Here is a 5118-nt window from a genome sequence, read left to right on the forward strand (position 1 = left end):
ATATAGAGAAATGTACAAAAGAATGAATGAGGCAAGAGCCTTTGAACAAAAAGTATCATGGTTCTTTTCAAGAGGAATGGTTCACGGAACTACACACCTTTCTATGGGAGAGGAAGCTTCGGGAGTTGCCCCTTGTATGGCACTTGAAGACGGTGATCTGATCACTTCTACTCACAGAGGTCACAGTCAGGTTATTGGTAAGGGAGTAGACCTAAATAAAATGATGGCTGAACTTTTGGGGAAAGCCACAGGATATTGTAAGGGAAAAGGCGGTTCAATGCATATTGCAGATATAGATTCGGGGAATCTCGGAGCTAACGGCGTGGTAGGCGGAGGACATGGTCTTTCTGTAGGAGCTGCATTAACACAGCAAATGAAAAAAACAGGAAAAATCGTACTTTGCTTTTTTGGGGATGGGGCAGCTAATGAAGGTAGTTTTCATGAGGCTTTGAATCTGGCATCGATATGGAAGCTTCCTGTTGTCTTTTATTGCGAGAATAATCTTTACGGTATGTCTATGTCTATGGAAAGACATATGAATATTACAAATATAGCAGACAGAGCATCAAGCTACGGAATACCGGGGCATATAGTAGATGGTAATGATGCTGTTGGGCTTTATGATAAAATGCTTGAGATATTTAAGTATGTCAGAGAAGGGAACGGGCCGGTTCTTGTGGAAAGTAAAACTTACAGATGGCTGGGACATTCTAAGAGTGATGCCAATGTTTACAGAACTAAAGAGGAGATCGAGGACTGGAAGTCAAAGGATCCTATTGAAAGAATGAAGAAGCAGCTTGTAAAAGAGAAGATTTTTAAAGAGGAAGAACTTATTGAAATAGAGGAGACAGCTAAAGCGGATATAGAAAAAGCTGTGGAATTCGCTAATAATTCACCTGATCCTGAATTGGAAACAGCGTTAACAGATGTGTATGCTGACTAAAATTTTAATGTTTTGTCTGACTCAGATGAGTGCATGACAATTATCAAAAGCAAGGCAGAAAATGAGGAGGAAAATAAATGAGAGAGATAACATATGCAGAAGCAATCAGAGAAGCTATGTCGGAAGAAATGAGAAGGGATGAAAATGTATATTTATTAGGAGAAGATGTCGGTATATACGGCGGTGCATTCGGTGTATCTGTAGGCATGATAGATGAATTCGGTGAAGAAAGAGTCAGAGATACTCCAATATCTGAAGCTGTTATTGCCGGCGCTGCTGCCGGTTCCGCTGTTACCGGTATGAGACCAATTGCTGAACTCATGTTTATGGACTTTTCCACTATCGCTATGGATGCCATCGTCAATCAGGCTGCCAAAATGAGATATATGTTCGGAGGAAAAGCTCAGGTGCCATTCGTGTTAAGATGTCCAGCAGGTTCTGGTACAGGTGCCGCTGCACAGCATTCACAAAGTCTGGAAGCATGGTTCTGTCATATTCCCGGACTTAAAGTAGTCGCTCCTTCTACACCTTATGATGTAAAAGGTCTTCTAAAAAGCTCTATCAGAGATAATAATCCTGTTATCTTTGTAGAACAGAAACTTCTCTACAGAACAAAAGGTGAAGTACCTGAGGAAGAATATACTATCCCTTTAGGTGTAGCTGATATAAAAAGAACTGGTAAAGATGTCACTGTAGTAACATACGGAAGAATGCTCCCCAGAGTTCTTGAGGCAGCAGAAGAAGCAGCTAAAGACGGAATAGATGTAGAAGTAATTGATCCAAGAACACTTGTACCTCTTGATATAGAAACAATTAAGAATTCTGTAATTAAAACAGGAAGACTGATAGTAGTTAATGAAGCGGTAAAAAGAGGAAGCTATGCAGGGGAAATAGTATCTGAAATAGTAGAAAGCGAAGCTTTTGACTATCTTGATTCTGAAATAATAAGATTATCGGGAAAGAATACACCAATACCGTATAACCCAAAGCTGGAAGCCTATGTAGTACCAAGTAAGGAAGATATAACAGAAGCAATATATAAGGCAGTAAATAAAAAGTAAAAGAAAACCGCTTTTAGAACTTTCTAAGAAGGAGGAAACATGTCAGTAGAGATAATAATGCCAAAGGCAGGAATGTCAATGGAAGAAGGAACAATAGTAAAATGGCTGAAAAATGAAGGAGATGAAATAAAAGAGGGAGAGGCTATAGTGGAAATATTAACAGATAAAGTTAATATGGAAGTAGAAGCCGAAAGCTCAGGTTATCTTTTAAAGAAAGTAAGATTTGAAGATGAGGTACTGCCTGTATTCACTGTTATAGGATATATAGGTGAGATGGGTGAAACTGTCAGCGAAACTCCAAAAACTCCGGAAAAAACAGAAATAGTGGAAGAAAAGAAACCTGATAAAAAAGAAACAGAAGAAAACTCTGTATTCTTTAATAAGTCCCTTATGCTGCCAGATAAACTAAACAGAGCAACCCCGGCAGCAAGAAAGAAAGCAAGAGATAACAGCTTAAGTCTCGGGGATATATCAGGATCAGGTCCAAAAGGAAGAGTGCAGTTAATTGATGTAGAGACTTTCCTTGCAGACGGTACCATAAAAGCAACCCCTCTTGCAAGAAAGATAGCAGGACAGGAAGGTATAGACCTTGACAGTATCAGCGGAACAGGGGCAAAAGGTAAGATATTCAAAAGAGACCTTACTCTTAATGCCGCACCTGAAATAATATCAAAAGAAGCAGAATTAAAACCATATTCAGGTATAAGAAAAGTAATAGGGGACAGAATGACAGAAAGTCAGTTTTCTGCACCTACATTTACTTTAAATATAGAAGTGGGTGTGAATAAGCTTCTAAAACTAAAAGATAAAATAGCACAGCCTCTGATGGATGAAACAGGAGAAAAGCTGACAATAAACGATCTTCTTATCCTTTCTATAAGCAGAGGAGTAAAAAAGTATCCTGATATAAATGTATCATTAACAGATAAAGGAATTCTGTGTCATAAAGAAATAAATGTAGGATTTGCAGTATCAGGAAACGGCGTATTAATGGTACCTGTAGTTAAGAATACAGAAGATAAGGGAATAAGAAATATACTGACAGAAGGAAAAGACCTTATCAAAAAGGCAAGGGACGGAAAACTCGGAGCAGCAGAACAAAGCGGAAGTACAATAACATTAAGCAATCTTGGAATGTACGGGGTACATTACTTTAATCCGATAATAAATCAGCCAAACAGCTGTATAATAGGAGTAGGAACAATAGAGGAAAAACCAGTGGCAAAAGACGGAAAGATAAAAATAAAGAAAGTAATTTATCTGAGTGCAACATTTGATCACAGGGTAATAGACGGAGCACTTGGAGCAGAATTTATGCAGTATATAAAAAAATTAATAGAAGACCCTTATAGTCTGTTAATATAGATCTTACCGGCAGAGGATGCAGATATATAAAGTGTCTGTATCCACAGGTGAGGTACAAGAAAGGAAGAATATGTCAGTAGAAATAATAATGCCTAAAGCAGGAATGTCAATGGAAGAAGGAACTATAATAAAATGGTTGAAGGAAGAAGGAGATGCAGTAAAAGAAGGAGAACCAATAGTCGAAATACTGACAGATAAAGTAAATATGGAAGTAGAAGCAGAGAGTTCAGGTTATCTTTTGAAGAAAGTAAGATTTGAGAATGAGGTGCTTCCTGTATTCACAGTAATAGGCTATATTGGTGAAAAAGGAGAAAGTGTAAAAGAAACAGTTAAAGAAAAGAATGAAGAAATAAAAGAAGTAAATACTAAAATATCAGATGAAAAAGAATATGATGTAATAGTAATAGGCGGAGGTCCTGCGGGATATATAGCAGCCAATAAGGCTTCCCAGCTTGGAGCCAAAACAGCTTTAATAGAAAAAAGAGAACTTGGAGGAACCTGCTTAAACAGAGGCTGTATTCCTACCAAGACATATATAAAGAATATAGAAATCTTAGAGGAAGCAGAAAAGGCACAGTCAAGAGGTCTTGATATAAAGATAACAAAGAATATATCCGATCTGACAAAGGCAGTGGAATTTAAGAATAAGGTAACTAAGAAACTTTCACAGGGAGTGGGAGGTTTATTAAGAAGTTACGGAGTGGATGTATACAGTACCGGCGGAAAGCTTTTAGAAGATAAGAAAGTAATCCTTGAAGACGGTAATGTATTAAAAGGAAAGAAGATAATCCTTGCAGGAGGATCAAAGACAAAGTATCTGAATATACCCGGAATAGACAGTGACAAGATACTGACAAGTACAACAATACTTGATCTTAATAAAGTACCCGAAAGACTTGTAATAGTGGGAGGGGGAGTAATAGGCTGTGAGTTTGCAGAAATATTCAGGGGATATGGAACAGAAGTAACAATAGTGGAAGCAATGCCGAATCTTTTACCTTTTAATGATAAGGAGATATCTTTGGAACTGGAAAAGATATTTAAGAAAAAAGGTATAAAGATACTGACAGATAAACAGGTAACAGGATTTAAGGATAACGGGAAAGAGATAGAAACAGAGCTAAAGAGCGGAGAGAGTTTGAGCAGTGAATATGTACTTTTCTCAATAGGAAGAGAAGCAGACCTCAGCAGTGTGGAAGGACTGGATATAGCACAGGAGAGAGGTAAGCTGACAGTAAATGAATATATGGAGACAAGTATAGAGGGAGTATATGCTGCAGGAGATATAAACGGATTATCAATGCTTGCCCACTCGGCATTTAAGATGGGAGAAGCAGCAGCGGCAAATGCACTTGGAGGAAGAGAAGAAGTGAGACTGGAGAATACGCCGAAATGTGTGTATACTCTGCCAGAGATAGCTTCTGTGGGACTGACAGAAGAAGAAGCGGTAAAGAAATATGGAGGAATAAGAACAGGAAGATTTAACTTTGGAGCAAATGGAAGAGCAATAGCTTCGAGTGAAGAAGAAGGGTTTGTAAAGGTAATATGTGACGAAAAGTACGGTGAAATACTGGGCTTACACATAATAGGAAGTAAGGCAACAGAGATGATAAGTGCGGGAGTAATCTTGATGGAAATGGAGATAACAATAGAGGAGGCATCAGAGATCATATATGCCCATCCTACATTCTCGGAAGCAATACTTGAAGCATGTGCAGACTGTCTTGGGAAGGCGCTTCATCTGCCTAA

General features: G+C 38.3%; 4 protein-coding genes. All 4 read left to right on the forward strand.

Annotation, left to right across the window (positions count from 1 at the left end; translation table 11 throughout):
- The coding region (locus NK213_RS18800; RefSeq protein ID WP_253352117.1) for a thiamine pyrophosphate-dependent dehydrogenase E1 component subunit alpha at positions 1 to 943 on the forward strand (943 nt) is incomplete at its 5' end.
- A 77-nt stretch (positions 944 to 1020) separates the two neighbouring features.
- Positions 1021 to 2004, forward strand: coding sequence for an alpha-ketoacid dehydrogenase subunit beta (locus NK213_RS18805; protein WP_253352118.1), 984 nt, complete (start codon positions 1021 to 1023; stop codon positions 2002 to 2004).
- Between the two features lie 39 nt (positions 2005 to 2043).
- The gene (locus tag NK213_RS18810; RefSeq protein WP_253352119.1) at positions 2044 to 3369 is read left to right on the forward strand and encodes a dihydrolipoamide acetyltransferase family protein; all 1326 of its coding nucleotides are present in this window, start codon (positions 2044 to 2046) and stop codon (positions 3367 to 3369) included.
- A 70-nt stretch (positions 3370 to 3439) separates the two neighbouring features.
- On the forward strand, positions 3440 to 5118 hold a 1679-nt coding region (lpdA, locus tag NK213_RS18815), incomplete at its 3' end, for a dihydrolipoyl dehydrogenase (protein WP_253352120.1).

The organism is Sebaldella sp. S0638, from assembly GCF_024158605.1.
Classification (GTDB): Bacteria; Fusobacteriota; Fusobacteriia; order Fusobacteriales; family Leptotrichiaceae; genus Sebaldella.

Coding starts and splice junctions, on each gene's coding strand:
- NK213_RS18810 (WP_253352119.1), top strand. CDS start 2,044: ATGTCAGTAGAGATAATAATGCCAAAGGCAGGAATGTCAATGGAAGAA.
- NK213_RS18805 (WP_253352118.1), top strand. CDS start 1,021: ATGAGAGAGATAACATATGCAGAAGCAATCAGAGAAGCTATGTCGGAA.